General features: G+C 64.2%; 22 protein-coding genes. 10 read left to right on the plus strand and 12 right to left on the minus strand.

The window, feature by feature from the left end; all coding sequences use genetic code 11:
* Nucleotides 1–143: 143 nt before the first annotated feature.
* The 6 genes from RFN28_RS08010 to RFN28_RS08035 all read left to right on the plus strand — a co-directional run bounded on the left by RFN28_RS08010 (nucleotide 144) and on the right by RFN28_RS08035 (nucleotide 5,984).
* Complete coding sequence (locus tag RFN28_RS08010) at nucleotides 144–959, plus strand: ABC transporter ATP-binding protein (RefSeq protein ID WP_320286835.1); 816 nt, start codon at nucleotides 144–146, stop codon at nucleotides 957–959.
* 56 nt (nucleotides 960–1,015) lie between these two features.
* Nucleotides 1,016–1,810 carry a transporter substrate-binding domain-containing protein gene (locus tag RFN28_RS08015; protein ID WP_320286836.1) on the plus strand — a complete coding sequence of 265 codons (795 nt, stop codon included), beginning with the start codon at nucleotides 1,016–1,018 and terminating at the stop codon, nucleotides 1,808–1,810.
* 198 nt (nucleotides 1,811–2,008) lie between these two features.
* A complete protein-coding gene (locus RFN28_RS08020) occupies nucleotides 2,009–2,674 on the plus strand; it encodes an ABC transporter permease (RefSeq protein WP_320286977.1) in 666 nt (221 codons plus the stop codon).
* Entirely contained in the window at nucleotides 2,674–3,483 is an 810-nt protein-coding gene (locus RFN28_RS08025) for an ABC transporter permease (RefSeq protein ID WP_320286837.1), read from the plus strand. Before RFN28_RS08020 ends, RFN28_RS08025 begins: the two co-directional genes overlap by 1 nt.
* Before the next feature lie 96 nt (nucleotides 3,484–3,579).
* Nucleotides 3,580–4,581, plus strand: coding sequence for an Ldh family oxidoreductase (locus tag RFN28_RS08030; RefSeq protein WP_320286838.1), 1,002 nt, complete (start codon nucleotides 3,580–3,582; stop codon nucleotides 4,579–4,581).
* Between the two features lie 419 nt (nucleotides 4,582–5,000).
* Complete coding sequence (locus tag RFN28_RS08035) at nucleotides 5,001–5,984, plus strand: complex I NDUFA9 subunit family protein (RefSeq protein ID WP_320286839.1); 984 nt, start codon at nucleotides 5,001–5,003, stop codon at nucleotides 5,982–5,984.
* A gap of 52 nt (nucleotides 5,985–6,036) precedes the next feature.
* On the opposite strand, the gene RFN28_RS08040 is transcribed toward RFN28_RS08035, so the two are convergent.
* Complete coding sequence (locus RFN28_RS08040; protein WP_320286840.1) at nucleotides 6,037–7,407, minus strand: cytochrome P450; 1,371 nt, start codon at nucleotides 7,405–7,407, stop codon at nucleotides 6,037–6,039.
* A 289-nt stretch (nucleotides 7,408–7,696) separates the two neighbouring features.
* On the opposite strand from RFN28_RS08040, the gene gyrB reads away from it, so the two are divergent.
* Nucleotides 7,697–10,168, plus strand: a complete 2,472-nt coding sequence (gene gyrB, locus RFN28_RS08045) for a DNA topoisomerase (ATP-hydrolyzing) subunit B (protein WP_320286841.1) — start codon at nucleotides 7,697–7,699, stop codon at nucleotides 10,166–10,168.
* 79 nt (nucleotides 10,169–10,247) lie between these two features.
* Here the strand turns inward: gyrB and RFN28_RS08050 are convergent, their stop codons facing one another.
* The 11 genes from RFN28_RS08050 to RFN28_RS08100 all read right to left on the minus strand — a co-directional run bounded on the left by RFN28_RS08050 (nucleotide 10,248) and on the right by RFN28_RS08100 (nucleotide 22,624).
* The gene (locus RFN28_RS08050; protein WP_320286842.1) at nucleotides 10,248–11,645 is read right to left on the minus strand and encodes an NAD(P)(+) transhydrogenase (Re/Si-specific) subunit beta; all 1,398 of its coding nucleotides are present in this window, start codon (nucleotides 11,643–11,645) and stop codon (nucleotides 10,248–10,250) included.
* A 1-nt stretch (nucleotide 11,646) separates the two neighbouring features.
* A complete protein-coding gene (locus RFN28_RS08055) occupies nucleotides 11,647–12,072 on the minus strand; it encodes a proton-translocating transhydrogenase family protein (protein WP_150828522.1) in 426 nt (141 codons plus the stop codon).
* Complete coding sequence (locus RFN28_RS08060; protein ID WP_320286843.1) at nucleotides 12,072–13,352, minus strand: Re/Si-specific NAD(P)(+) transhydrogenase subunit alpha; 1,281 nt, start codon at nucleotides 13,350–13,352, stop codon at nucleotides 12,072–12,074. Before RFN28_RS08060 ends, RFN28_RS08055 begins: the two co-directional genes overlap by 1 nt.
* Nucleotides 13,353–13,437: 85 nt before the next feature.
* Complete coding sequence (locus tag RFN28_RS08065; RefSeq protein ID WP_320286844.1) at nucleotides 13,438–13,662, minus strand: aa3-type cytochrome c oxidase subunit IV; 225 nt, start codon at nucleotides 13,660–13,662, stop codon at nucleotides 13,438–13,440.
* Nucleotides 13,663–13,811: 149 nt separating this feature from the next.
* Nucleotides 13,812–13,961 carry a DUF3096 domain-containing protein gene (locus RFN28_RS08070; protein ID WP_320286845.1) on the minus strand — a complete coding sequence of 50 codons (150 nt, stop codon included), beginning with the start codon at nucleotides 13,959–13,961 and terminating at the stop codon, nucleotides 13,812–13,814.
* A gap of 146 nt (nucleotides 13,962–14,107) precedes the next feature.
* A complete protein-coding gene (locus tag RFN28_RS08075; RefSeq protein WP_320286846.1) occupies nucleotides 14,108–14,869 on the minus strand; it encodes an N-acyl amino acid synthase FeeM domain-containing protein in 762 nt (253 codons plus the stop codon).
* 403 nt (nucleotides 14,870–15,272) lie between these two features.
* A complete protein-coding gene (locus RFN28_RS08080; RefSeq protein WP_320286847.1) occupies nucleotides 15,273–17,588 on the minus strand; it encodes a putative bifunctional diguanylate cyclase/phosphodiesterase in 2,316 nt (771 codons plus the stop codon).
* Nucleotides 17,589–17,738: 150 nt separating this feature from the next.
* Nucleotides 17,739–21,212, minus strand: a complete 3,474-nt coding sequence (locus tag RFN28_RS08085; protein WP_320286848.1) for an indolepyruvate ferredoxin oxidoreductase family protein — start codon at nucleotides 21,210–21,212, stop codon at nucleotides 17,739–17,741.
* Nucleotides 21,213–21,301: 89 nt separating this feature from the next.
* Complete coding sequence (locus tag RFN28_RS08090; RefSeq protein WP_320286849.1) at nucleotides 21,302–21,433, minus strand: hypothetical protein; 132 nt, start codon at nucleotides 21,431–21,433, stop codon at nucleotides 21,302–21,304.
* A gap of 62 nt (nucleotides 21,434–21,495) precedes the next feature.
* Nucleotides 21,496–22,023, minus strand: coding sequence for a hypothetical protein (locus RFN28_RS08095; protein WP_320286850.1), 528 nt, complete (start codon nucleotides 22,021–22,023; stop codon nucleotides 21,496–21,498).
* Nucleotides 22,016–22,624 (minus strand): CGNR zinc finger domain-containing protein, encoded by a 609-nt coding sequence (locus tag RFN28_RS08100; RefSeq protein ID WP_320286851.1) that lies wholly within the window; start codon nucleotides 22,622–22,624, stop codon nucleotides 22,016–22,018. Before RFN28_RS08100 ends, RFN28_RS08095 begins: the two co-directional genes overlap by 8 nt.
* A 127-nt stretch (nucleotides 22,625–22,751) precedes the next feature.
* Here RFN28_RS08100 and RFN28_RS08105 point away from each other — a divergent pair, with 127 nt between their 5' ends.
* The 3 genes from RFN28_RS08105 to RFN28_RS08115 all read left to right on the plus strand — a co-directional run bounded on the left by RFN28_RS08105 (nucleotide 22,752) and on the right by RFN28_RS08115 (nucleotide 26,286).
* On the plus strand, nucleotides 22,752–23,657 hold the full coding sequence (locus RFN28_RS08105; protein WP_320286852.1) for a branched-chain amino acid ABC transporter permease: 906 nt from the start codon (nucleotides 22,752–22,754) through the stop codon (nucleotides 23,655–23,657).
* A gap of 242 nt (nucleotides 23,658–23,899) precedes the next feature.
* On the plus strand, nucleotides 23,900–24,505 hold the full coding sequence (locus tag RFN28_RS08110) for a TRAP transporter small permease subunit (protein WP_320286853.1): 606 nt from the start codon (nucleotides 23,900–23,902) through the stop codon (nucleotides 24,503–24,505).
* On the plus strand, nucleotides 24,502–26,286 hold the full coding sequence (locus RFN28_RS08115; protein WP_320286854.1) for a TRAP transporter large permease: 1,785 nt from the start codon (nucleotides 24,502–24,504) through the stop codon (nucleotides 26,284–26,286). The genes RFN28_RS08110 and RFN28_RS08115 overlap by 4 nt, the downstream gene beginning before the upstream one ends.
* The last annotated feature ends 1 nt before the right edge of the window (nucleotide 26,287 follow it).

Raw genomic sequence — 26,287 nt, forward strand, 5'->3', positions numbered from 1 at the left:
AGGCCGCAAGTGCCGTAATGAGCGGGATTGACGGGCTCGCGCTGTCGGGTCCATGCTGAAATCTGGACCGGGGCAGTACAGCGTATGTTGATTTGCCGGATAGACGTTCGACGAACTGCCTTCGACCATATAGAGGTCACCCGGTGAGCGCGGTAGGAACCGCCGCAGTCCCATCCGGCGCGGCGCAGAGCGGCGCCGCCGAAGCCATCCATGTCGAGAACCTGCACAAGAAGTTCGGCCAACTGCATGTGCTGAAGGGCGTTTCGCTGTCGGCGCGCGACGGCGAGGTGATCGCCATCATCGGCGGCTCCGGTTCCGGCAAGTCGACGCTGCTGCGCTGCATCAACTGCCTGGAAAACCCGACCAGCGGCATCATCCGCGTCAACGGCGAGGAGATCAAGCTGAAGGCCGACAGCCACGGCCATACGGTTCCGGCCGACCGCAAGCAGATCGAGCGCATCCGCTCGAGACTCGGCATGGTGTTCCAGAACTTCAACCTATGGAGCCACATGACGCTGATCGAGAACGTCATCGAGGTTCCGGTGCATGTGCTCGGCGTCAAGCGCGACGAGGCGATCGCCCAGGCGGAAAAGCTGCTTGCCCGCGTCGGGCTCGCCGAAAAACGCGACGTCTATCCGGCCTTCCTCTCGGGCGGCCAGCAGCAGCGCGCAGCGATCGCCAGGGCGCTGGCGATCAATCCGCGCGTCATGCTGTTCGACGAGCCGACCTCGGCGCTCGATCCGGAGCTGGTCGGCGAGGTGCTGAAAGTGATCGGCGACCTGGCGCGCGAGGGGCGCACCATGGTGCTGGTGACGCATGAAATGAAGTTCGCCCGCGAGGTCGCGACGCATGTCGTCTACCTCTACAACGGGCTGGTCGAGGAAGAGGGACCGCCGGAACAGCTGTTCGGCGCGCCCAAATCCGAAAGGCTCAAGCAATTCCTCCGCAACGTCGGCTAGGGCCGGCGTCAAGCGGGGCGAAAAACCGGGAACAACAACAAACTGGGAGTCCTGACATGAAGACTGTTCTCAAGACCTTTGCCGCAGCACTGCTGTTCGGCGTCGCCGCGATGGGCGTGGCCAAGGCCGATCAGGTCAAGATCGGCGTCGCCGCCGAACCTTATCCGCCCTTCACCTCGCCTGATGCCAGCGGCAAATGGGTCGGCTGGGAGATCGACTTCATCGATGCGGTCTGCGCCGAGGAGAAGCTCGACTGCGTCATCACGCCGGTCGCCTGGGACGGCATCATCCCGGCGCTGACCACTAAGAAGATCGACCTCATCGTCTCCTCGATGTCGATCACCGACGAGCGCAAGAAGACGATCGACTTCTCGGACAAGTACTACAACACGCCGACGGCAATCATCGGGCCGAAGGACCAGAAGTTCGGCGCCACGCCGGACGACCTCAAGGGCAAGACTATCGGCGTCCAGGTTTCGACCGTGCACGCCGTCTATGCCAAGAAGCACTTCACCGGGGCGCAGGAGATCAAGGAATACCAGACCCAGGACGAAGCCAACAACGATCTTGCGGCCGGCCGTCTCGATGCGGTGCAGGCCGATTCCATCGCGCTCGGCGAATTCCTGAAGACCGACCAGGGCAAGGCCTGCTGCGACCTGAAGGGCATGGTGGCGCCGGACGACGAGGTGCTCGGACCGGGCGTCGGCGCCGGCGTGCGCAAGGAAGACACCGCGCTCAAGGAAAAGATCAACGCCGGCATCAAGGCGATCCGCGCCAGCGGCAAGTATGACGAGATCTCGAAGAAGTACTTCGATTTCGACATCTACGGCGGCGCGCCGCAGTCGAACTAACCTCTCCGAATGAGCTAGGGGCATGGCCAGCGCCATGCCCCTAGCCCAAACCTTGCCACGCGTGCCTGCCGCTGAACGCTGTCGTCAGCGGTTGCCAGCAATTCGGGGGCGAAACTGATCGACGCCTTTCTTCCGGCCTCGGCGGCCGGCATCATCGAACTCCTGTCGCCCGTGCCGCCAGGTTGGGGCGGCACCTTGCTGGTCGGACTGCTGCATTCGATCGAGATCGCCATCGGCGCCACCTGCCTTGGCCTTTTGATCGGCACCGGCGGCGCCTTTGGCAAGCTTTATGGCGGGCCCGTGACGCGCGATCTGCTGGCCGTCTACACCACGGTGGTGCGCGCCGTGCCGGAGTTGGTGCTGATCCTTTTGCTCTATTATGCCGGCACCGACCTCATCAACCAGTTGCTGACGGCGATGGGCTACCAGCGCGTCGACATCAGCGGGCTGGCGGCCGGCATCTTCGTGCTCGGCGTGGTCCAGGGCGCCTATTCGACGGAGGTCATCCGCGGCGCCATTCTGTCCATCCCGCAAGGTCAAATTGAAGCGGCCCGCGCCTATGGCATGCCGCCGCTGCTGATGCTGAGGCGCATAACGGTGCCGGCGATGCTGCCTTTCGCCATTCCGGGACTTGCCAATCTCTGGCTGATCGCCACCAAGGACACCGCGCTGCTTGCCGTCGTCGGTTTCTTCGAGCTGACGCTGGCGACGCGCCAGGCGGCAGGCGTAACCAAGGCCTATCTGCTCTTTTTCGTTGCTGCCGGCGCGCTCTATCTGGGGCTGACGCTCTTCTCCAACCTGATCATCGGTCGCGTCGAAGCCTGGTCGCGGCGCGGCATGCCTTCCGTCAAGGAGGCACGCTGATGTCGGCCGAAGCGACCGCAATCAACTTGGCGGCGCGCGCCTCGCTCTGGCTCAAGCCGCACCGCATCTTGCTGATCCTGGTAGCCTTGGCGCTGGTGTTCTGCGCCGCCTTCTTCATGCGCTGGGACTGGCTGCCGCAATATTGGGAGATGGGGCTGCTCGGCATCTGGCGGGCGCTGTGGATCCTCGTCGTCACCTGCGCACTGGGCTTCCTGCTGGCCGTGCCGCTCGGCCTGGCGCAGGCCGGCGGGCCGTTCTGGTTCGCGGTGCCGGCCAAGGTGTTCTGCACCATCATCCGCGGAACGCCGCTGCTGTTGCAGCTTTGGCTGCTCTATTACGGGCTGGGTTCGCTGTTCCCTCAATACCCATGGATCCGCGCATCCTGGATGTGGCCCTATCTGAGGCAGGCGTGGCCCTATGGCGTGCTGGCGCTGACCTTGTCCTTCGCCGGCTATGAAGGCGAGGTGATGCGCGGCGCTTTCGCCGGGGTGCCGAGAGGTCAGCTCGAGGCCGCCCGCGCCTTCGGCATGAGCCGCTTGAAGATCTTCCGCCGCATCTGGCTGCCCCAGGCCTTCTTCCGGGCGCTGCCGACACTGACGGGCGAAACCGTGCTGCAGCTGAAGTCGACGCCGCTGGTGGCGACGATCAGCGTCATCGATATCTTCGCCGTTTCCTCCAAGGTGCGGCAGGACACCTACCTGACATACGAACCCTTGCTGCTGCTCGCCTTGATCTATATGGCCATCACCGGCATCCTCGTCTTGATCTTCAGCCGGATCGAGGCGCGGATTCCGGTCAAGATCGGATAGAAGCGAATAGAGAGTAGCGAATAGCGAATAGCGAGCGGGTCGCTGGATTTCCCCCTACTCGCTATTCCCTATTCGCTATTCGCTTAGAGGCAAAAAATGCAACTCACCCTCGACCAGGCAAGAGGCCTATGCCGGATGGCGGCGCTCGGCGCCGGCGCCAACGAGGAGGCCGCGCAGTCGCTCACCGCCTCGATCATCGCGGCCGAAGCGGAAGGCCTGACTGCGGTCGGGCTGGCGCATTTCATCGATTATCTCGAGGCGATCGAGGCGGGGCGGATCGACGGCAATGCCGATCCGGTCGTCACCAGGCCGGCGCTTGCCGTCTATCTGTCGGACGCACGTGGCGGCCTTGCCCATACCGGCTTCGACCGCACCATCGATGATCTCGCCAAGGCGGCAAGGCTGTTCGGCGTCGCCATCTTCTCGCAGAAGAATGCCTATACCTGCGGCGCGCTCGGCTATTTCACCGGGCGGCTGGCCGCACAGGGCCTGGTCTCCTTCGCCGCCACCAACGGGCCGGCGGTGCTCGCGGGCTCAGGCTCGATCAAGCCGGTCTACTGCACCAATCCGATGTCCTTTGCGGCACCCGCCGCCAACGGGCCGCCGCTGGTCATCGACCAGTCGTCGAGCGCTACCGCTTTTGTCAACATCCGCAAGGCGGCCGAGGACGGCAAGAGAATCCCGGAAGGCTGGGCACTGGACGCCAGCGGCAATCCGACCACCGATCCGGCGGCGGCGATGAAGGGTGCGATGCTCGCCTTCGGCGGCCAGCGCGGCGCCAACATCGCCCTTATGGTGGAGGTGCTGGCGGCAGGCATGTCCGGCGCCAACTGGTCGCTCGACGCGCCCTGGTTCAGCGGCGGGCCGGACAGCCCGGGAACCGGGCTCTTCGTGCTTGCCGTCGAGCCCAAGCTGCTCGACCCGGATTTCGAGCAGCGCATGCGCGACCAGCTCGACCGGCTGCGGCGACGCTACGGCGTGCACATCCCCGGCCGCGCCCGGGCCGAGGCCGCGGAAAAGGCAACGGCGCGCGGCGTCGATGTTCCGAAGGCAGTCGTGCAGCGCATTTCGGAATTCGCCGAGCGCTATTCGGCCTGACCAAAGCAGCACTCAGCAACGAGGCGTGCATTTGCGTGCGCGTCCTGTTGAACCTTTTTTCGCCCTGCAGCGACCCATCACCGGCACCTCACATCGCAAGCCGCAAAGGGTGGCTTGGGTCGCGGCTTGCGGTTGGCGGCGCCGCGCCGGGCGTCCAGGGTCGGGGGCGGGCGTGCTTGCTTCACGCCGCCTTGATGCCGTCTCAGGTCAGGCCGCCTCGCAGGCCCTGTTTCAGCGCGGGCGCTGTCCGGAAAACCCCGCTTCGGCGGGGTTTTCTGTTTCAAGCAATTCCAGAAAAATGCGCTGCGGTTTCCGCCCGAAATTGCGAGGTCGTGATTGGCCCTGACCCTTTGCCTTTGGCGCGAAACCGACTATGAACGCCTCTAGTCAAGCACCATCGGGAAGCGCCGGAGCCAGCCATGACCGAAATCCTGCAGACCCCCAAGCTCGTCGTCGTCTTCGGCGGGTCCGGTTTTGTCGGCCGTCATGTCGTGCGGGCGCTCGCCAAGCGCGGCTACCGCATCCGGGTCGCCTGCCGGCGGCCCGACCTTGCCGGCCATGTGCAGCCGCTCGGCAATGTCGGCCAGATCCAGCCGGTGCAAGCCAATGTGCGCGTGCGCTGGTCGATCGACCGCGCCGTGCAGGGCGCCGACCACGTCGTCAACCTGGTCGCCATCCTGCACGAGACCGGCCGGCAGAAATTCGGCTCAGTGCATGACTTCGGCTCGCGCGCCGTCGCCGAGGCCGCGCGGTCGGTCGGCGCCGGCCTCACCCACATCTCGGCGCTCGGCGCCGAACTGAACTCGCCTTCCGCCTACGCACGCACCAAGGCGCTCGGCGAGAAAGCGGTGTTCGAGACGATCCCAGATGCCGTGATCTTCCGGCCGTCGATCAATTTCGGACCGGAAGACTCTTTCTTCAACCGCTTCGCCGGCATGGCCCGCCTCTCGCCCGTCCTGCCGCTGATCGGTGGCGGGCACACGAAATTCCAGCCGGTCTATGTCGGTGACGTCGCCGAAGCGATCGCGCGCTCGGTCGACGGCAATGTCAAGGGCGGCGAGATCTATGAGCTCGGCGGCCCGCAGGTGCTGACCTTCAAGGAATGCATGGAGGAGATGCTTGCCGTGATCGACCGCCGGCGCTTCCTGGTGCCGGTGCCGTGGTGGATTGCCAACATCCAGGCCTCGATCCTTCAGCTGTTGCCCAATCCGCTGCTGACCAAAGACCAGGTGCTGCAGCTGCGCCAGCACAACGTCGTCTCCGAAGCCGCCGCCAAGGCGAACCGGACGCTCGGCGACCTCGGCATCCAGCCGCAGGCGATCGCGACCATCCTGCCCAGCTATCTCTGGCGCTTCCGCGCCGCCGGCCAGTTCCAGCAGCGCCGGCCAATCGCTGACAGATAGGGCAATTCCAGAGTTTTTCCTCCCGCAATTGCGCTGACTCGGGAGAAATCCCTCAGACGCGGCGGGAAACCTGCATCGGCAGCCCGCCTTGCGGCTGCGTGGTCAGCTTCTGCACCGGCCATGGCTGGGTTTCGGACGTCACGTCGAAGCGGAAGCGCGACAGCAGGATCGCCAGCGCGATGATCGCCTCCTGCATGGCAAAGCTGGCGCCGATGCAGACGCGCGGACCGGCGCCGAACGGCAGATACTGGAAGCGGTCGATCCTGTCGCGGTTTTGCGGATGGAAGCGTTCCGGCATGAAGGCATCCGGCCTGTCCCACAGCTTGCGATGGCGGTGCACGACCCAGGGCATGACCAGCACGGCGGCGTATTTGGGGATATAGAGACCGTTCCAGGTCTCCGGCTCGATCGGCTCGCGGTTGATCGAGGGCGCCGGAGGATAGAGCCTGAGCGCCTCCTCGAAAGCGGCGCGGGTGAGCGGCATGGCGTCCAGCCATTTCGTCGGATCGGGCTCCTTGGCCAGCACCGCGTCGATCTCTTTTTCGATCCTGTCGCGCTCCCACGGCGCCTCGGCGAGGCAATAGATCGTCCAGCCGAGAGCGCGCGCCGTCGTCTCGTGGCCGGCGCCGATGAAGGTGATGATGTTGTCCTCGACTTCCGCGCGCGTCAGTCCGTCCGGCCCCTCGGCCTTCAAGAGAAGCGTCAGGAAATCCTGCGGCACGCCGTCGGGATCGCGCTTCATCCGCTCCTCGCGCATCTTGACCGTGCCGGCGACGATGTTGCGGAAATAGGCCATGGTCTTGCGGCCGCGTAGGCGGGTGAGGCGCGGCAGCCATTTCGGCGCGCGCAACAGGTCGAGCGGGTCGACGCGGCCCATGGTCTCGAACAGGTGGTCGACCTCCTTGGCGAAGCTGCCCTGCTCGCCCGCGATCTCGCCGGAAAACAGCGTCTCGGCGAGGATGTCGTAGGTGAGCATCGTCATGTCACGGGCGACGTCGGTCGTGCCGCCGGCCTCGTAGCGGGTGACGAACTCCAGCGCGCGCTTCAGCATCGGCTGAGCGAAGCCGAAGATGTGGCGCGGCGTGAACATCGGCGCCATCGCCTTACGCGAGCGCCGCCATACCTCGCCCTCGGCGGTGAGCAGGCCGTCGCGCAGGATCGGGCGCAGGATCAGCTGGCGCACCGTCGCCATCTTGTAGTTTTTGGCGTTGTCGATCAGCACATGGCGGATGAGGCCGGGCTCGTTGGCGATGACCAGCGGCCCGCCGATGCCGGTCACCGAGATCCAGGGCTCATTGTAGGTGTGCTCGCCCCACAGTTCGAGCGGGTTGCGGTAGACGATGCGCATCATCTCCAGCGTCGAGGGCGGCTGGGTGCGCGGCTTCGGCGCAGGCGGTACGAAGGGGGCGGGCTTGGTGTCCATGAGCATGCTCCGCTACGAAGGCAATGTAATGCGCGGCAAAGCGGGCGTCCATGCGACGGCGATCCTTCGCGCTGGCTTTTACAAGCGTCGTCGTGTTTTTACGGCCTGCCAGTCGGCCGTCCCGCAAAGACGGCGAAAGCATTCTCCATGCTGCCTGCCGGCAAGCCGGCAAAGTGCCTGCAAACCTTGGAAAAACGGCCATTTGCGCCTATATCTAGGACATCAAAACGGCGCGATTCGGGGCCATTTTCCCGCTCCGGATCGGCAGCACCCAATCAGACAGGTATTTATGAGCGACCAGACCGAAAGCGCCATTGGCGCGGAAGCCGAGTACGGCGCCGATTCCATCAAGGTTTTGAAGGGGTTGGATGCAGTCCGCAAGCGGCCGGGCATGTATATCGGCGACACCGACGACGGCTCGGGCCTGCATCACATGGTCTATGAGGTGGTGGACAACGCCATCGACGAGGCGCTGGCCGGGCATGCCGACCTGGTCTCGGTGACGCTCAACCCCGACGGCTCGGTGACGGTGATCGACAATGGCCGCGGGATTCCGACCGATATCCACCCCAGCGAGGGCGTTTCGGCGGCTGAAGTCATCATGACGCAGCTGCATGCCGGCGGCAAATTCGACCAGAATTCCTACAAGGTGTCGGGTGGCCTGCACGGCGTCGGCGTATCGGTGGTCAATGCGCTCTCGGCATGGCTGAAGCTCAAGATCCGCCGCAACGGCGAGATCTTCGAGATGAGCTTCACGCACGGCAATGCCGACGCGCCGCTGAAGGTGACCGGCAGCTATGCGCAGGAGAAGCGCCCGGGCACTTATGAGGGCCGCAGCGGCAGCGAGATCACCTTCTTCCCGTCGGCCGAAACCTTCAGCATGATCGAGTTCGACTACAACACGCTGGAGCACCGGCTTCGCGAGCTCGCCTTCCTCAATTCCGGCGTGCGCATCGTGCTGACCGACGCCCGCCATGCCGACCTCGTGCGCCACGAGTTGCACTATGACGGCGGCCTCGAGGCGTTCGTCAAATATCTCGACCGAGTGAAGAAGCCGCTGATCGACAAGCCGATCGCCATCCGCGCCGAGCGCGACGGCATCACTGTCGAGGTGGCGATGTGGTGGAACGACAGCTACCACGAGAATGTGCTGGCATTTACCAACAACATCCCGCAGCGCGACGGCGGCACGCATCTGGCCGGCTTCCGCGCGGCGCTGACGAGGCAGATCACCGGCTATGGCGAGTCCTCCGGTCAGACCAAGAAGGAAAAGGTGTCGCTGACCGGCGACGACTGCCGCGAAGGCCTGACGGCCGTTCTCTCGGTCAAGGTTCCCGATCCGAAATTCTCCTCGCAGACCAAGGACAAGCTGGTCTCGTCCGAGGTCCGGCCGGTGGTGGAAAGCCTGGTCAACGAGGCGCTCGGCACCTGGCTGGAAGAGCATCCCACCGAAGGTAAGGTGGTGGTCGAGAAGGTGATCCAGGCGGCTGCCGCGCGCGAGGCCGCGCGCAAGGCGCGCGACATCACGCGCAAGAGCACGCTCGGCGTCACCTCGCTTCCCGGCAAGCTTGCCGATTGCCAGGAGCGCGATCCGGCCAAGTCCGAGATCTTCATCGTCGAGGGCGACTCAGCCGGCGGCTCGGCCAAGGGCGGTCGCTCGCGCCAGAACCAGGCGATCCTGCCGCTGCGCGGCAAGATTCTGAATGTCGAGCGCGCGCGCTTTGACCGCATGCTGAGCTCCGACATGATTGGCACCCTGATCACCGCGCTCGGCACCTCGATCGGCAAGGACGAGTTCAATGCCGACAAGCTGCGCTACCACAAGATCATCCTGATGACGGATGCCGATGTCGACGGCGCCCACATCCGCACGCTGCTGCTCACCTTCTTCTTCCGGCAGATGCCGGAGCTGATCGAGCGCGGCCATCTCTACATCGCCCAGCCGCCGCTCTACAAAGTGACGCGGGGCAAAAGTTCGCAATACCTCAAGGACGAAGGCGCCTATGAGGAATATCTGATCGATTCCGGACTGGAAGAGACGTCGCTGACGCTTGGCTCCGGCGAGGTGCGCACCGGGCAGGATCTGCGCAGCGCCGTCGACGACGCGCTGGCGGTGCGGCACCTGATCAACGGGCTGCACACGCGCTATAACCGCGACGTCGTCGAACAGGCGGCGATCGCCGGCGCGCTCAACGCAGACGTGCTTGCCGATCTCGGCCGCGCCAGCCCCATGGCCGAGCACGTCGCCAGGCGGCTCGACATGATCGCCGAAGAGACCGAGCGCGGCTGGACCGGACATCTTTCGACCTCCAATGACGGCTCGGGCGGTTATGTGTTCGAGCGCACGGTGCGCGGCGTCAAGGATGCGGTCCAGCTCGATGCCGGGCTGATCAATTCAGCCGATGCGCGCCAGCTCGACCGCTACGCGCCGCGGCTTACGGAAGTCTATGGCGAGCAGCCGACGCTGCGCCGCAAGGACGTTTCGGAGATCCTTTCCGGACCGCTGGCGCTGCTCAACGCGGTGTTCGCCGCCGGCCGCAAGGGGCTGACCATGCAACGCTACAAGGGCCTCGGCGAGATGAACGCCGAGCAGCTCTGGGAAACCACGCTCGATCCGAATGTGCGCTCGCTGCTGCAGGTCAAGGTGAACGACGCCACCGACGCCGACTCGCTGTTCTCACGGCTGATGGGCGACGAGGTGGAGCCGCGGCGCGAGTTCATCCAGGACAATGCGCTGTCGGTCGCCAATCTGGACATCTAAGCAGGTAAGGCCGACAGCCTTCCGCAACAAAAAGCCCGGCGTCATTTCGCCGGGCTTTTTTGCAGAAGCTGCGACGGGATCAGTGATCAAACGCCTTGACGATTTCCTCGGTCATCTTCTTGGCGTCGCCGAGCAGCATCATGGTGCCGTCCTTGTAGAACAGCGTGTTGTCGATGCCGGCATAGCCGGAGCCGAGCGAGCGCTTGACGAAGAGGCAGGTGCGGGCCTTGTCGACGTCGAGGATCGGCATGCCGAAGATCGGCGAGGACTTGTCGTCGCGCGCGGACGGGTTGGTCACGTCGTTGGCGCCGATGACATAGGCCACGTCGGCCTGCGCGAACTCGGAGTTGATGTCCTCCAGTTCGAACACCTCGTCATAGGGCACGTTGGCCTCGGCCAGGAGCACGTTCATGTGGCCGGGCATGCGGCCGGCGACCGGGTGGATGGCGTACTTTACTTCCACGCCGTTGGCCTTGAGCTTGTCGGCCATCTCGCGCAGCGCGTGCTGCGCCTGGGCGACCGCCATGCCGTAGCCCGGCACGATGATGACCTTCTGCGCATTCATCATCAAGTAAGCCGCGTCGTCGGCCGAGCCCTGCTTGACCGTGCGCTCGATGCCGTCGCTGGCCGCCGCGGCAGTCTCGCCGCCGAAGCCGCCGAGGATGACGGAGATGAAGCTCCGGTTCATGCCCTTGCACATGATGTAGGACAGGATCGCACCGGAAGAGCCGACCAGCGCGCCGGTGATGATCAGCGCCAGGTTGCCAAGCGTGAAGCCAAGCGCCGCCGCCGCCCAGCCGGAATAGGAGTTCAGCATCGACACCACGACCGGCATGTCGGCGCCGCCGATCGGGATGATCAAGAGCACGCCGAGCACCAGCGAGGCGGCCACGATCAGCCAGAAGACGAACTTGGATTCGGTGGAGACCAGCAGCACGATCAGCACGACCAAGGCCGCGCCGAGCGCGATGTTGATCAGGTGGCGGCCACCGATCATGATCGGCTTGCCGGACATGCGGCCGTCGAGCTTGAGGAAGGCGATGACCGAGCCGGTGAAGGTGATGGCGCCGATGGCGACGCCAAGGCTCATCTCGATCAGCGCCTGGGCATGGATGTCGCCCGCCGTGCCGATGCCAAAGCTTTCCGGGGCGTAGATGGCGGCAGCCGCCACCATGACAGCGGCGAAGCCGACGAGCGAGTGGAAGGCGGCGACCAGTTGCGGCATCGAGGTCATGGCGATGCGGCGCGCCACATAGGCGCCGACGCCGCCGCCGATGGCGAGGCCCAGCACGATCATGCCGAAGCGGCCCGCAGACGGCAGGGCCAGCGCCAGCGTGGTGGCGATGGCGATGCCCATGCCGATCATGCCGTAGAGATTGCCCTGACGGCTGGTGGTCGGATGCGAGAGGCCGCGCAGCGCCAGGATGAACAGGATTCCGGAGACCAGATAGAGGAAGGAAGCCAGATTGACGGTCACGTCACTTTTCCTTCTTCTTGTACATGGCGAGCATGCGCTGGGTGACGAGGAAGCCGCCGAAGATATTGACCGAGACCAGCACCATGGCGATGAAGCCGAAGCCGGCGGCAAGGCCGGAAGCCGCGATGCCGACGGCAAGCAGCGCGCCGACGACGATAACCGAGGAGATGGCGTTGGTGACGGCCATCAGCGGCGTGTGCAGCGCCGGCGTGACCGACCAGACGACATAATAGCCGACGAAGATCGCCAGCACGAAGATGGCGAAGCGGAAGACGAAGGGATCGATGGCGCCGCCCGAGAGCGCATGCGCCGCGTTACCCGCAGCCTCGGCGCCGCCGGCGGGCGCATTGGCCAGGTCCTGCACCGCGAGGCGAACGGCGGCGGTCGCCTGATCGAGCTGGTCGAGGGCTTTCTGCAGCTGGTCCATCAGGCGGTCCCTTTCGACTTGGACGAGAGCGACTTGGCTGCGGCGGGTTTCTTCGTCGCGGCCTTCTTCGCGGCAGGTTTTGGCGATGCGTCGGCGACCATCGTAGAGACCGGGATCGCAGCCGGTTCGGTGCGCGGGGCCTCGGTTGCCTTGGCGAAATTCGGATGCACGACCTTGCCAGCATCGGTCAGCATCGTCGCCTTGACCAGTTCGTCGTCGCGCTTGATGGCGAGTGTCTTCGTCGCCTTATCGACCATCGTCTCGAGGAAGGCGTAGAGGTTCTTGGCATAGAGCAGCGAAGCCGATGCCGCGACGCGACCCGGCACGTTGAGATGGCCGACGATCTTGACGCCGTTGTCGGTCGTCAGGACCTTGCCGGGCACGGCGCCCTCGACATTGCCGCCGCGCTCCACCGCGAGGTCGACGATCACCGAGCCGGGCTTCATCGACGCGACCATGGCAGCCGAGACCAGCTTCGGCGCCGGCCGGCCGGGGATCAGCGCGGTGGTGATAACGATATCCTGCTTGGCGATATGCTCGGCGGTCAGCGCCGCCTGCTTGGCCTGGTATTCCTTCGACATTTCCTTGGCGTAGCCGCCGGCCGTCTCGGCCGCCTTGAACTCCTCGTCCTCGACGGCCATGAATTTTGCACCGAGCGACTGCACCTGCTCCTTCACCGCCGGGCGCACGTCGGTGGCGGTGACGACCGCGCCGAGACGACGCGCGGTGGCGATCGCCTGCAGGCCGGCGACGCCGACGCCCATGATGAAGGCCTTGGCCGCCGGCACGGTGCCGGCCGCCGTCATCATCATCGGCAGCGCGCGGTCATATTCGGCGGCCGCGTCGACCACCGCCTGGTAGCCGGCGAGATTGGCCTGCGAGGACAGCACGTCCATTACCTGCGCGCGGGTGATGCGCGGCATGAATTCCATGGAGAAGGCGGTGATGCCGGCTTTGGCCATCGCGGCCACCGCGGCGTCGTTGCCGTAGGGGTCCATGATGGCGATGACGGCCGCGCCCGACTTGTAGCCCTTCAGCTCGTCATCGGTCGGCCGGCGCACTTTCAGCACCACGTCGGCCTTCCTGGCATCGCCGGCTGTTCCGATCGTGCCGCCGGCGGCGGCGAAATCCTGATCGGTGATGCGCGAGCCGAGGCCCGCACCCTTCTCGACAATCACCTCGAAGCCTAGGCCCGCCAGCCGTTTCACCGTTTCCGGCGAGGCCGCGACACGCGGCTCGTTCGCATCAACCTCACGAGGGATGAATACAGTCTGTCCCACCGCATGATCCTTTCGGCTGGAACCTGATGCGCCAGGCGTCGGCCGGGACCTCCGGCGGCGTCACGGGCAATGGGCTTTGGAAGGTCTACCGCAGAATGAGGGCGCCGACGGCCGTGATCACGATGAACAAGATGACCCCGGAAAAGAAGCCGCCGACGAAGAAACCAAATGCCATGGCAAGCAGGATCGCGGCGCAGACGAGCGAGCCGTATTTGGCAAGCGCGAGGAATGCCTTGTAGGTGCGATCATGCTCGGCATAGTCCATCTGCGCGCCCAGTTCGACAGGACCGGTCGGCGTGTGATCAGCCATAGGAATACCCCTTCGAAAATGCCTCCGAGGCACATAGCGAAAAGCCGGACCAGGCGCAATGGCGCTATTGCCGCACGGCCCGCGACAACAGCCTCAAGCGAAAGTTGAAATTGGGACGGGCTCGCCGCGAGGGGCGGACCGCCCCGGCTTCAGCTGGCAAGGTGCGGAAACAGGCCCAGAAGGCCGACGACGATCAGGTAAAGCGCGACGATGTAGTTGAGCAGCCGCGGCATCACCAGGATCAGTACGCCGGCGATCAGCGAGATTAGGGGCGCGAGCGCAAGCGAGTGAATGGTCATGATCCGTATTCCTTCCCATGAACAACCCGACATGAACCCGGGCGAAACGCCCTGGGGGCAGGATTTCGCCGGCGCCCGGATGCGCGCCGCACCCTCATAACGGCGAAGCCGCGGGAAAGGTCCATGATGCGGGGAAACACGCCCGTTCAGGCGGCGTCGCGATAGTATTTCGCCGTCGGTATGATGGACAGCGGGGTCAGCCGGTTGATAGCCGGATTGCCGAACATCAGCCGCTGTTCCATCGGTGTCGACTTGAAAAACGGCAGCCGTTCGAGCGTCAGGCGCATATTTTCGCCGGCAGGAATTTCGAACAGGGCGATCGGGGCAAGAACGCCCGGAAATTGCTTGGCCTCGCTCCTCTGCACGGCATGGAAGAAACGCATGTAGAAAGCGGAATGCTCGAGCTTGACCGGCGTAAGCACCGAGTCCTGGCCGAAGTAACAAGAGGCGACCATGGCGATCCTGAGCGTCAGGAACGGCAGCACTCCGGGCGCCGGCGCGCTGTCGGGATCGGCGGCGAAGCGGGTTCCGTCGATGAAGGTTTCCCCGCGGGCGAGCCGCGGAAGCAATATTTCGGGATAGGCGTCGATCGAAGGCGAGTATGGCTGCTCACTGGAAATATAGTGAAAGCGCAATGTGCTGACCAGTTCACCGTAACAATAGACGCCGAACCGGTAGGAATTGGGCAGATTATCCCAGCGGTCCTCGAACATTCCGCTGGCGATCGGGCCGCACATGCCGGAGCGCAGATAGGATTGATAGCGAAGCCGGTAGATTGCCTCCAGATCCTCGCCCCCCGTAATGAGGCGATATTCGACATGCTCCAATAGTTGCATCATCGTTCGGTTGAGCACCGAGTCGATTTTTGCGCCGGCGCGAGCCCGCGCATCGTTCCCCGAAATGTCCACTGCCAAAGTCCTCGTATCCGCCTGTGAATAAGGCTATTCGAGTTGAAATGGGACACAAGCCGAAAATTCGATATTGCTGATTTACCCTTCGTTAACCTTAATAGCCGGCGCGACTCCCTTCTGCAGAGTTGCGCTGAGAAAGCAAGTATGGCGGCTTGATCTAAGCTCGCGCTCGATATCAAGAGCACCGCGAGTTCAGGATTGGAAAGCATCAGATCTGCTCAGCTTCCAGTAGAAGCGTCAATCCGCTGCAGATATTTGGTTTGTTGCAGTTTCTGACGGAAAATCGCTGCGCGAATTTCCTATGACTATTCTAGAAGCCGCCTACCAAGCGAGCTTCAAAACTGCTGTTCTCATGCAAGCCGTTGCGCAGCTTAAGCAATGCGCCTTCGCAATTGCAGAGCTATCTGGCTGTTCGTTTGGCGGCGAGCCGCAGGTCCGCGGCGAACGGCCAGGTGACGTTCGACATCGTCTCGATGCCCGACGCGCTGAGCGCGGCACCGAAGAGGAACCCCTGCACGAGGTCCGGTTTGACCGAATGCACCAGTATTTTGAGCTGCTCGAAGGTCTCGACGCCTTCGATGGTGACGACAAGGCCCAACGTCCGGGTCAAGCCGACGATACCCTTCAAAAGATCGAGCGACTGCGGGCTCTGGGTCACATCAATCAGGAAGGAGCGGTCGATCTTGATCTTGTCGAGCGGCAGCTTGTGCAGATAGCTCAGGCTTGAATAGCCGGTGCCGAAGTCGTCAAGCGCGATACGCACGCCAAGGGTCTTCAGCTCTTCGATCAACTCGCGCGTCAGCGATTTGTCGTCGAGCAAGGCGGTCTCGGTGACCTCGATCTCGAGCCGGTGCGGCGCAAGGCCGGACGCCGCCAGGGCGTCCCGCACCTTCTGGACAACGTCGCGGTTGCGGAAATCCTTGGCCGAGAGGTTGATCGAAACGCTGGTCTGCGCCGGCCATTTGGCGCATTCGGCGCAGGCCGCCTGCAGCACGAAGGTGCTGATCTCCGAGATGATGCCCATCTCCTCGGCCAGCGGAATGAAGACGCTCGGCGAAATCGGGCCGAGATCGGGATGATCCCAGCGGCATAACGCCTCGCAGCTGGCGATGCGCATCGTGCTCATCGACACGATCGGCTGGTAGACCACGCGCAGTTCCTTGTTCTGCACGGCGCTGCGCAGATCGGCCTTCATCAGCTGGCGATTGCGGAAGGCGGCATCCATCGATGCCTCGAACAGCCGCCAGCTGTTCTTGCCCAGCTCCTTGGCCTTGTAGAGCGCCAGGTCCGCCTTGACGATCATGGCGTCGACATCGCTGTCCTTGACCATCGACAACACCGCGCCGCCGCTGGCCTGGATGCGCAGGCCATGCCCGGCAACGTCAACTTCGCCCTGCAATTCCGCAAAGATCTCGTCGAGCAGGCCGCTGAGATGGCTCTCATCCTCGATGCGGTCGAAATAGATCATGAACTCGTCGCCGCCGAAGCGGCTGACATTGATGCCTGGCCCGGCAACCGCCGCCAGCCGTTCGGCCACGGCATAGATCAGCCCGTCGCCGACCGGATGCCCGAGCGTGTCGTTGACGCTCTTGAAATCGTCGAGGTCGAGCACCGCCAGGCCGCAGAGCCGGTCGCGGTCGCCGGAGGCCATGGCCTCGCCGGCCAGCTCGTGGAAGTAAGCGCGGTTCGGCAGGCCGGTGAGATTGTCGTAGCGCGCCATGAAACGGATTTTTTCCTCCGCTTCGACGCGAGCCGTCACATCCTCGAAGGTGACGACGCCGAGTTCCTGGCTGCCCTCGCGCGCCGAAAATTCGTAGTGCTGGCCATTGGCAAGCGACACCAGCACCTTGCGATCCCGGCCCTCGCGCAGGGCGCGCGTCAGTTGCGCCTCGATGTAGCGGCAGTCCTTCGGCGCCAGCATGCCGCCGGCGACGCCGCGCATCAGAAGCCCGTGGATCGAGCGCCCGAGCAGCGAGTCGGCCGATTTCAGCGACATCAGATGGGCCGCCTCGGCATTGGCGACCGCGACGCGTCCGTCCGGTCCGAGCATGACCAGGCCATGCGACATGGTGTTCAGCGCGCGGTCGAACTTGCGCGTTACGGACCTTGCCTGCTTGTGGCCGATAACCGCCGAGAAAAGCACGTTGCGGACGTGGTCGGCGCTGTTGATCGTGATGAATGTCAGGGGGATGATCATCAGGCCGAGCAGGACGGAAGGGGCATCCATACGCAGCAAGAGCGCAAGGGCCGCCGGACCAATGAAGGTTACCGAAAAAACCCGCACCATGCGCGGAGACCCGTAGTTACGGCCGACAACCGTTACCAGGGTCGCCAAGGTCAACGACATCGCCGCCAGTTCGGCGAAGGGATCGGGATACACATAGATCGATATGAAGCACAGCGAGCCCAACCCGAGACCCTGCAAGCTGCCCTTGAGGATGTAGTTGCGCTCCAATCTTTGTGCCTGTTCGACATCGGCTATCATGCCGCCTGTCTTCAGGAAGCTGCGAATGCCGAAGTAACGGAAAAGGCTGATGGACAGCAGAAGAAAAGAAAAACCGATGAACAACGGATTGTACGTGCGCAGATAAATCATGAATCCGAGGATCCAATAGCACGCACCGCCGATCACCAACATGTACGCGTTGTCGAACAACGACCGCACAAACTGGATATAGACATCCGCCGGGATGCTCTCGGTCTTTGTTCTGCCCATATCGTCGGCCCAACGCTAAGCCTTGTCATGACACAACCGCCTTAAGAAAGGCTTAGAACAGGAAACGCTTAAGAACCGGTCCGGGCTTGCCCGTCGGGGCACGAGGACGCAGGCAGACGGAAAGACGCTTCGAACAAGCGGCTGGCGCAATCACTCGGCGGCGCTGAGAACCGGCGCCGGGACGGCTTGGTTGAGCCGCTGAAGCAGCCTGGAGCGCTCCTGCGCCGCCTTTGCGGCGCTGGCCTGCCGGACATGGCCATAGCCGCGGACGAGCGCCGGTACGGAGGCAAGGGCAGCGGCGGCCTCGATGCTGCCCCGCGCAAGTGCTGTGGCGATCAGATCGAGATCCGCTTCGTATTGCGCAAGCAGCTGCCGCTCGGTGCGCCGTTCGGCGGTATGGCCGAAGAGATCGAAGGCGGTGCCGCGGAGACCTTTCATTGCGGCAAGCAGGCGAAACGCCTTCATCATCCAAGGGCCGAAGCTCGATTTCCTCGGCTTGCCGTCGTTACCGCGCCGCCCGAGGATCGGCGGCGCAAGGTGGAATTCGAGCTTTTCGTAGCTCTGGAACTGCCTTGCGAGGTCGGCTGCGAAGCTGCCGTCGGTGTAAAGCCGCGCCACCTCATACTCGTCCTTGATCGCCATCAGCTTGAAGAGATTCCTGGCGGCGGCCTCCGCGACCGCTGTCGAACCGGGAACCGCGCGTGCCTCGGCGGCACGCAGCGCAACCACCCTGTCGGCATAGCGCTTGCCATAGGCGGCGTTCTGGTAGGCGGTGAGGAAGGCGACGCGTCGGGCGATGATATCGTCGAGCGTTTCGGCAGGCGCCGACGCCGGCTCGCCCGTCCGGCCGACCAGGCCGCGCACAAAATCCGGCCGGTGCGCGGCGCAGCGGCCCCAGCGGAAGGCAGCGATGTTCATCGCCACCGCTTCTCCGTTCAATTCGATAGCCTTTTCAACGGCTTCTGCCGACAGCGGCAGCCCGCCATGCTGGAAGGCGAAGCCGAGCATGAACATGTTGGCGCCGAGCGAATTGCCAAACAACGCCGTCGCGGTGCGGGTGGCGTCGAAGAAATGGGCTTTGTCGTCGCCGGCGGCAGCACGGATCGCCTTCTTCAGCCGCTCGACAGGCAGGGAGAAGTCAGCAGCGCGGGTGAATTCGCCTGGCATGATTTCGGCGGTGTTGGCGAGGAACATCGTGTGCCCCTCGCGCACCGCAGCGAGCACTTTCTTGGCACCGGAGACGACAAGGTCGCAGCCGAGCACGAGATCGGCCTTGCCGGCAGAAACGCGGATGGCGTGGATGTCCTCGGGCGTCGGGGCAATGCGGACATGGGTGAAGACCGAGCCGCCCTTCTGAGCAAGGCCTGCCATATCGATCATGCCGCAGCCCTTGCCTTCGAGATGCGCGGCCATGCCGAGCACCGCGCCTATGGTGACGACGCCGGTGCCGCCAACGCCGTCGATGATCGCCGCCCACCCCTGGTCGCCGAGCGGGAATCCGGCGGGCGACGGCACGCCGTCGAGCGGATCGGTCTTGCCGGCAAGGCCATCCGCCTTCCTGATCCTGGCGCCATGTACGGTGACGAAGGACGGGCAAAAGCCGTTGAGGCAGGAAAAATCCTTGTTGCAGCTCGACTGGTCGATCCGGCGCTTGCGGCCGAACTCGGTCTCGACCGGCTGGATCGAGACGCAGTTCGACTCCACGCCGCAATCGCCACAGCCTTCGCAGACCAATTCGTTGATGAAGACGCGTTTGTCGGGGTCCGGGAAGGTGCCGCGCTTGCGGCGGCGGCGCTTCTCGGCGGCGCAGGTCTGGTCGTAGAGAAGCACCGACACACCCTTCACATCGCGCAATTGGCGCTGGACAAGGTCGAGGTCGTCGCGGTGATGGATGGTGGCACCGGCCGGAAAATCGGCCTTGCCGGCATATTTTTCGGGCTCGTCGGTGACGACGGCGATGCGGTCGACGCCTTCGGCGCGCACCTGCCTGGCGATCATGTCCACCGTGAGGCCGCCTTCATGCGGCTGGCCGCCGGTCATGGCGACCGCGTCGTTGTAGAGGATCTTGTAGGTGATGTTGGCGCCGGAGGACAGCGCAAAGCGGATCGCCAGCAGGCCGGAATGGTTGTAGGTGCCGTCGCCGAGATTCTGGAAGATATGGCCACGCTTCGAGAACGGCGCCTGGCCGACCCATTGCGCGCCCTCGCCGCCCATGGCGGTGAAGCCGACGGTGTTCCTGTCCATCCATAGCGACATGAAGTGGCAGCCGATGCCGGCGGCGGCGAGCGAGCCGTCCGGCACCTTGGTCGAGGAATTGTGTGGGCAGCCGGAGCAGAAGAAGGGCGTGCGCGAGCCGATGTCGACGGTATCGGCAAGCATGGCCTGGAACTGGCGCAACTTCGCCACCCGCGCGGCGATCTCCTCCGACGGGCCGATGGTGCGCAGGATACGCTCGCCAAGCGCGATCGCGATCTCGTTCGGATCGAGCGCGCCCTTGGCCGGAAACAGCCAGTCGCCGCGCTCGTCCTTCTTGCCGACGATGGCCGGCTGGATGGCGGTGCCGTAGAGGTTCTCGCGCAGCTGCACCTCGATCAGCGAGCGCTTTTCCTCGACGACGACGATGGTGTCGAGGCCGCGGGCGAAGTCGGCAACGTGCTGAAAATCGAGCGGCCAGGGGCAGCCTACCTTGAACAGCCGGATGCCGATCCGGTTGGCGGCCTTCTCGTCGATGCCGATATCCTCCAGCGCCTGGCGGACGTCGAGATAGCTCTTGCCGATGGTGATGACGCCGAGCTTGGGGTTGCGGCCGCCGGAATAGACGATGCGGTTAAGCCCATTGGCCTGGATGAAGGCGGCGGCCGCGGCGCGCTTGTACTCATGCAGCCTCTCCTCCTGGCCGAGCATGTTGATCTCGTGGCGGATGTTGAGGCCGCCGGGCGGCATGTCGAACTCGGGCAGGACGATGTTAAGCCGCTCGATCGATGCGTCGACCGAGGCCGTCGATTCGATGTTGTCCTTGACGCATTTGATCGCCGCCCAGGTGCCGGCGAAGCGCGACATGGCAAAGCCGTAGAGGCCGTAGTCGATGATCTCCTGGACACCGGCCGGGTTGAGGATCGGCACCATGGTGTCGACAAAGAGGAACTCGGTGGCATGCGCGTTGGTCGAGGATTCGGCCATGTGGTCGTCGCCCATCAGGGCGAGAACGCCGCCGTTTCTCGACGAGCCGGCAAGATTGGCGTGGCGGAACACGTCGCCGGAGCGGTCGACGCCTGGGCCCTTGCCGTACCAGACGGCAAAGACGCCGTCATGCGTACCTTCGCCCAAGAGCTCGGTCTGCTGCGACCCCCAGCAGGCGGTGGCGGCAAGCTCTTCGTTGAGGCCGGGCTGGAAGACGATTTCGGCCTGGGCAAGCTGCCGCTTCGCCCTCCAGAGCTGCATGTCGAGGCCGCCGAGCGGCGAGCCGCGATAGCCGGAGACGAAGCCCGCGGTGTTGAGGCCGGCGCGGCGGTCGCGCTCGCGCTGCATAAGAAGCATGCGCACGACAGCCTGCGCCCCGGACAGGAGGACGCGCTCCTTGCCAAGGTCGAATTTGTCGTCGAGCGCGACATCATGCAGCGTCATCAGGGCATTTCCTCTGCGCAGGCGCACCTCAGACCGGGCGGCCAACGTCGGAGTGGGACGCCGCAGTCTTTCTTCCCTTGCAGGAGAGGTCAAACAAAATCACAGAGGCCAGAGCGGACGCAACAAACGGTCCGGGTGAAGCCGCCCGGCGCATTTAAGATGACGCTAAGCGCTTCATGAAGCACGAAAATTTCATTGGCCAGGGCGGCCTGGTTGAGCATGATCTTTCCGAAGACCGCTACACGCTTTTTGCGGACGCTGACCTCCGGTTCGGGATCGTGCTCTAGGCAGCCTTCGAGCAATCCGGCTTCGGCTGATCGGGCAGCTTGCCGTCGGGATGGCCGGCGAGGTCCGGGTTGAGCTCGTATTTCGGCCCGATCACCAGCGGCCGGTCCGGCAGCATCGTCTGATCCTCCGACGAGGTCATCGTGGTCTCGAGGCTTTGGAGCAAAGTGCCGCTGGAATCCTCGATGCGGATCGTGACGGAATAGGGCTTGTCCTTGACCACGCAGGTGAGCGGCGGGCTGGTCAAGGTGATATGGGGAAGCTTCGGCCATATCTTCTGGTTGACGATGAGCGGGTCGCCGCCGGCCGGATTCTGGAAATTCACCACGGCAACCTGCCCCTCGGCCATCGGCCGCAGCGGCTTCAGCGTGATGACGTAGGTGGCGATGCCGAGCCGATAGTTGAACTCGAACAGCTTGCCGGAGATGGCGAAGAGCTGCTCCTTGCTGGTGTCGCGGCAGGCGCCGAGCGCCGTCACGGCGATCAACGCCGCGCCGAGCGCGATCGAACGGAATTTTCTACGCATTGGTGGCCTCCCTGGCCGCCGTGCGGCGGCGATAATAGCGGTTCGCCTTCTGGCGGTTGCCGCAGACGGCCATGTCGCACCAGAGGCGGCTGGAGTTGCGGCTGCGGTCGATGAACAGCCAGCTGCAGTTCGGACAGATCCTGAGCCTGGCAACGGTTTCGTCGCGTAACAGCGAAAGCGCCGAGACGGCCAAAGCCGCCTCGAAGGCGATCGGCGTCGCCGGATCGCCGAAAGGGCGGCCCGGCGCGCCGATCTCGGTCGCGCTGCCGGAGAGCCCTTCGGCGCAGGCCGTCAGGAAATCCGGCAGATGGCGTGTGGCGATCGCGCCCTCCGTCACGGCATGGCGAAACAGGCGGTCGGTCGCCTCGCGGATCGACAGCACCACCGGGGCGATGCTGTCCGGTTCCGGCGCCGCCAACCGCCGGCCACCGAGCTCGGTGGCGCGAAAGCCACTCGCCGCCTCGGCGAAGCGAGCGATCTCGGCTGGATCGTCGAAGCGGTCGAAGGTCTTTCCCGGATCGTTGCGCAGCACGACCGTGTTCGCAGTGTCGAGCGCGAGAATGCCGCCGGTGAAGCGATGCGGAGTCCAGGATACCGTCATAAGAGAAATCTAACCGATAAAACATATTTGACAAGTTAGATTCCTGATGCAAGGCTCGTCGCCAAATTAAAGTGCTACAGCGTCCTTTGCGCGTCCCAAAGGACGCGCGGCGCTGCAGGGATGCTCCATGCTCTATTTCTACCAGCAGGTGCTGAACGGGCTGCATTCAGGCGCGCTCTATGCGCTGCTCGCCTTCGGCTATGTGCTGACCAACGGTATCCTGCACCGCACCAATCTTGCCTATGGCGCGCTGTTTGCCTTTTGCGGCCACACCATGATCCTGACCGCCGCCTTCGGCTACCAAGCGCTGTGGCTGACGCTGTTCGCCTCGGTCGCGCTCGGCATCGTCGCCGCCATGCTCTATGCGATGCTGATCAGCCAGGTGCTGTGGCGCAGCGTGTTCGAAAGGCTGGCGGACCGGTCGCCCAACGCTATCGTGGTGACGACACTCGGCATCTTGCTGTTCCTGTCGGAAGCGAGCCGCATCGCCGCCGACACCCATGACCTCTGGCTGCCGCCGATGCTCGCCCAGCCCGTCGTCTTCGCCCAGGATACCGGCTTCAAGGTGACGCTCACCGTCATCCAGCTTTTGGACTGCGGGGCGGTAATCGCGGTGGTGGCGCTGGCCGCCTGGATGTTTTCCCATTCGCGCTTCGGCCGCGCCTGGCGGGCCGTCTCCGACGATCCGAAGGCGGCGGCCATGTGCGGCATCGACGTGCGCGCCGTGTTCCGTCGCGCGGTGCTCTATGGCGGCTTCTGCGCGGCTTTTGCCGGCGTGCTCGCCGGCTTCTATTACGGCAACATCAGCTTCGGCACCGGCCTCGTCTACGGCCTCAAAATCCTGTTCGTAACGGCGGTCGGCGGCTATCTGTCGCCGCTCAAGGCGGCTCTCGGCGCCGCGGCCTTCGGCATGGCCGAATCGCTGTGGGCAGGCTATTTCCCGATCGAATGGCGCGATGGCTGGATATATCTCTTCCTCGTCGTCATGCTGGTGCTGATCGGCGCCGGCCGCGACCAGGCCAAGGTCGCCTGAAACCCATCAGACTTTGGTTGCATGACGTTCCGTGAGGCGGCGGTTCTCGCGCCCGGCACGGCGCATCGGCGCACAGCCGATGCTTTGCCATGTTGACCTGCCGGACCACGCACTGCATACCGTTGGGCCAAGCGGCGCGACACCGGATGGGGGAATTGGGCGCAGCCGGCACTTTGAAGTCTAGGCATCGTATTTTCCGGAATCGACGACGATTTCGGCCCGATGCGTGAGGGAGGAAATGCATGGCAGGGCTGCTCGCTCTATCCAGGACGATCGACCGCATCAACGAGTTCATCGGCCGCTGGGTGTCTTGGCTGATCCTGCTTGCGATCCTGGTGAGCGCCGGCAATGCCGTCATCCGCAAGGCGCTCGACATCTCGTCCAACGCCTGGCTCGAACTGCAGTGGTACCTTTTCGGCGCCGCCTTCATGCTGGCGGCCGCCTACACGCTGAAGCAGAACGACCATATCCGCATCGATATCGTCTACGGCATGTTTTCGCGCCGGGTGCAGCACTGGATAGACCTCTTGGGCCACCTCTTCTTCCTGATGCCGTTCGTGGTGCTGATGGTGATCTATTTCGTGCCTTACGTGTCGCTGTCCTTCCACAGCGGCGAGATGTCGACCAATGCGGGCGGCCTGATCGTCTGGCCGGCGAAGGCCATCCTGCTCGTCGGCTTCTTCCTGCTGGCGCTGCAGGGCGTTTCCGAGATCATCAAGAAGATCGCCATCATGCGCGGCGACATGGAGGATCCCAATCCCTTCGTATCGGCGCATGAACAAGCCGAGCTCGAGGCCAAGGCGCTGGCCGAAGAAGCCAAGGCGCTGGCCGGCGAGGTGCGTTCATGATCGAATTCATCGCGCAGAACATGGCGCCGATCATGTTCGCCTCGCTGATCATCTTCCTCTTGATCGGCTACCCCGTCGCCTTCTCGCTCGCTGCAAACGGTCTTCTGTTCTTCTTCATCGGCGTGCTCTTGTCGCCCTATTCCGGCGGGTCGATCAACCTCGCCTGGCCGCTGCTGCATGCGTTGCCCGACAATTTCTACGGCACCAGGGTGATGTCGAACGACACGCTGCTGGCCATCCCGTTCTTCACCTTCATGGGCATCGTGCTGGAACGGTCCGGCATGGCCGAGGACCTGCTCGACACGGTCGGCCAGCTGTTCGGCCCGATCCGCGGCGGCCTTGCCTATGCGGTGATCTTCGTCGGCGCGCTGCTTGCCGCCACCACCGGCGTGGTGGCGGCCTCCGTCATCGCCATGGGACTGATCTCGCTGCCGATTATGCTGCGCTACGGCTACGACCGCCGGCTCGCCTCGGGCGTGATCGCGGCATCCGGCACGCTTGCCCAGATCATCCCGCCCTCGCTGGTGCTGATCGTGCTCGCCGACCAGCTCGGTCGCTCGGTCGGCGACATGTATGCGGGCGCGCTGATTCCCGGCCTCGTGCTGACCGGGATCTATATGCTCTACATCCTGATCATGTCGATCATCCGGCCGCACTCGATGCCGGCGCTGCCCATCGAAGCACGCACGCTCGGCCACGGCGTGATCTCGCTGATCGTGGCCCTGCTGGTCGCGGTCGCGGTCTCCTATGGGGCCTATCGCTACCTCGTGCCGGCCCATGGCGACAACGCCGACATACTGGGGGCCACCGTCGGCGTCATCGCGATCTACGTCGTGGCGGTTGCCGACCAGCAGCTCGGGATCAACATGATGTCCAAGCTGGCGCAGCAGGTGGTGATCGTGCTGATCCCGCCGCTGGCGCTGATCTTCCTGGTGCTCGGCACCATCTTCCTCGGCATCGCCACGCCGACCGAAGGCGGCGCGATGGGTTCAGTCGGCGCGTTGATCATGGCCGCGGCAAAGGGGCGGCTGTCATTCGACGTCATCAAGCAGGCGCTGGCCTCCACTACAAGGCTCTCCTCCTTCGTGCTGTTCATCCTGATCGGCGCGCGTGTCTTCTCGCTCACCTTCTATGGCGTCAACGGCCATATCTGGGTCGAGCATCTCCTGACCTCGCTGCCGGGCGGCGAGACCGGCTTCCTGATCGGCGTCAACATCCTGGTCTTCGTGCTCGCCTTCTTCCTCGATTTCTTCGAGCTCGCCTTCATCATCGTGCCGCTCTTGGCCCCCGCTGCCGACAAACTCGGCATCGACCTGATCTGGTTCGGCGTGCTGCTCGGCGTCAACATGCAGACCAGCTTCATGCATCCGCCTTTCGGCTTCGCGCTGTTCTACCTGCGGTCGGTCGCGGCGCGGGTGCCCTATCTCGACCGCATCACCGGCAAGCAGGTCGCGCCGGTCACCACCGGCCAGATCTACTGGGGCGCGGTGCCCTTCGTCGGTATCCAGGTGATCATGATCGGGCTCACCATCGCCTTCCCGCAAATGGTGATGCGCTATAAGGGCGCCGCCGTCGAACCGAGCACGATCGATCTCAAACTGCCGGAGATGCCGGGACTCGGCACGCCACCGGCCGACAACGGCGCCGCGCCGGCGAATGGCGGCGCGCCTGCGGCGCCCGGCACGCCCGATCTGTCGCAGCCGCCGAATTTCGGCAACGCGCCGCCGGCCAAGCCGGCAGCGCCGGCGCCCGACCTTTCGAAACCGCCGAGTTTCAATTGAG

Origin of the sequence: Mesorhizobium album, from assembly GCF_033977205.1 — a bacterium.
In the GTDB taxonomy this organism is placed as follows: domain Bacteria; phylum Pseudomonadota; class Alphaproteobacteria; order Rhizobiales; family Rhizobiaceae; genus Mesorhizobium; species Mesorhizobium album.

Coding starts and splice junctions, on each gene's coding strand:
- RFN28_RS08040 (WP_320286840.1), bottom strand. CDS start 7,407: ATGGACACCAAGCCCGCCCCCTTCGTACCGCCTGCGCCGAAGCCGCGC.
- RFN28_RS08025 (WP_320286837.1), top strand. CDS start 2,674: ATGTCGGCCGAAGCGACCGCAATCAACTTGGCGGCGCGCGCCTCGCTC.
- RFN28_RS08065 (WP_320286844.1), bottom strand. CDS start 13,662: ATGGCTGATCACACGCCGACCGGTCCTGTCGAACTGGGCGCGCAGATG.
- RFN28_RS08080 (WP_320286847.1), bottom strand. CDS start 17,588: ATGGGCAGAACAAAGACCGAGAGCATCCCGGCGGATGTCTATATCCAG.
- RFN28_RS08035 (WP_320286839.1), top strand. CDS start 5,001: ATGACCGAAATCCTGCAGACCCCCAAGCTCGTCGTCGTCTTCGGCGGG.
- RFN28_RS08100 (WP_320286851.1), bottom strand. CDS start 22,624: ATGACGGTATCCTGGACTCCGCATCGCTTCACCGGCGGCATTCTCGCG.
- RFN28_RS08095 (WP_320286850.1), bottom strand. CDS start 22,023: ATGCGTAGAAAATTCCGTTCGATCGCGCTCGGCGCGGCGTTGATCGCC.
- RFN28_RS08070 (WP_320286845.1), bottom strand. CDS start 13,961: ATGACCATTCACTCGCTTGCGCTCGCGCCCCTAATCTCGCTGATCGCC.
- gyrB (WP_320286841.1), top strand. CDS start 7,697: ATGAGCGACCAGACCGAAAGCGCCATTGGCGCGGAAGCCGAGTACGGC.
- RFN28_RS08030 (WP_320286838.1), top strand. CDS start 3,580: ATGCAACTCACCCTCGACCAGGCAAGAGGCCTATGCCGGATGGCGGCG.
- RFN28_RS08015 (WP_320286836.1), top strand. CDS start 1,016: ATGAAGACTGTTCTCAAGACCTTTGCCGCAGCACTGCTGTTCGGCGTC.
- RFN28_RS08110 (WP_320286853.1), top strand. CDS start 23,900: ATGGCAGGGCTGCTCGCTCTATCCAGGACGATCGACCGCATCAACGAG.
- RFN28_RS08090 (WP_320286849.1), bottom strand. CDS start 21,433: ATGCTCAACCAGGCCGCCCTGGCCAATGAAATTTTCGTGCTTCATGAA.
- RFN28_RS08115 (WP_320286854.1), top strand. CDS start 24,502: ATGATCGAATTCATCGCGCAGAACATGGCGCCGATCATGTTCGCCTCG.
- RFN28_RS08085 (WP_320286848.1), bottom strand. CDS start 21,212: ATGACGCTGCATGATGTCGCGCTCGACGACAAATTCGACCTTGGCAAG.
- RFN28_RS08055 (WP_150828522.1), bottom strand. CDS start 12,072: ATGGACCAGCTGCAGAAAGCCCTCGACCAGCTCGATCAGGCGACCGCC.
- RFN28_RS08105 (WP_320286852.1), top strand. CDS start 22,752: ATGCTCTATTTCTACCAGCAGGTGCTGAACGGGCTGCATTCAGGCGCG.